Source organism: Vibrio sp. 1641 (assembly GCF_033339995.1).
In the GTDB taxonomy this organism is placed as follows: Bacteria; Pseudomonadota; Gammaproteobacteria; order Enterobacterales; family Vibrionaceae; genus Vibrio; species Vibrio alginolyticus.
The window spans coordinates 1-519 of record NZ_JAWOVP010000507.1 but is presented as its reverse complement, the minus strand read 5'-3'; the positions used below and the strand labels follow the sequence as shown (position 1 = coordinate 519).

The 519-nt window shown below is 46.4% G+C and carries 1 protein-coding gene; it reads right to left on the bottom strand.

Annotation, left to right across the window (positions count from 1 at the left end; all coding sequences use genetic code 11):
- On the bottom strand, positions 1-519 hold a 519-nt coding region (locus R7Z47_RS26825; RefSeq protein ID WP_318131022.1), incomplete at both ends, for a hypothetical protein.

Sequence of the window (519 nt, the reverse complement as noted above, 5' to 3'; positions counted from 1 at the left end):
CTCCACTTTGACATCCGCAGCAAAACCAGAACCGTTGTTCGTGACCTTGACTCGGAATGTCGAGAACTCTCCCGGCTGGTAATATCGTTCGTCAGCGGACTTTTCGATAACGACATCGCCCGGGTAAGGTTTTAGCGTTGCAGTTGCGAGAATATCTTTGCCGTTGTAGTTGAGTGTGGCTTGGTTAACGATGTCACCAGTTGCTTGTGCATTCACTAAACCAATCACGTACAACGTAATGCTGTCATTTGGTGCTAGGTCGATGTTGTAGTCAATATCGTTATCCACCACCAGAGAGTTCGCATCGACCGTAGTTAATGCACTGCCCGCTACATATTGAACGGCCCATTGCAAAAATGCTTGGTTGGTTGAACCATCAATCGTATCGACAGTTAACGCGCCAATGGCATCTTTCAAATTGATATCGTTCGCGTAGTTGTTGCCTTCATTGACAATTTTGAGAATGTAACCCGACGCTTTGTTTGGGCTGTAATGCTCCACCATCGGCGTTTTCGTAAA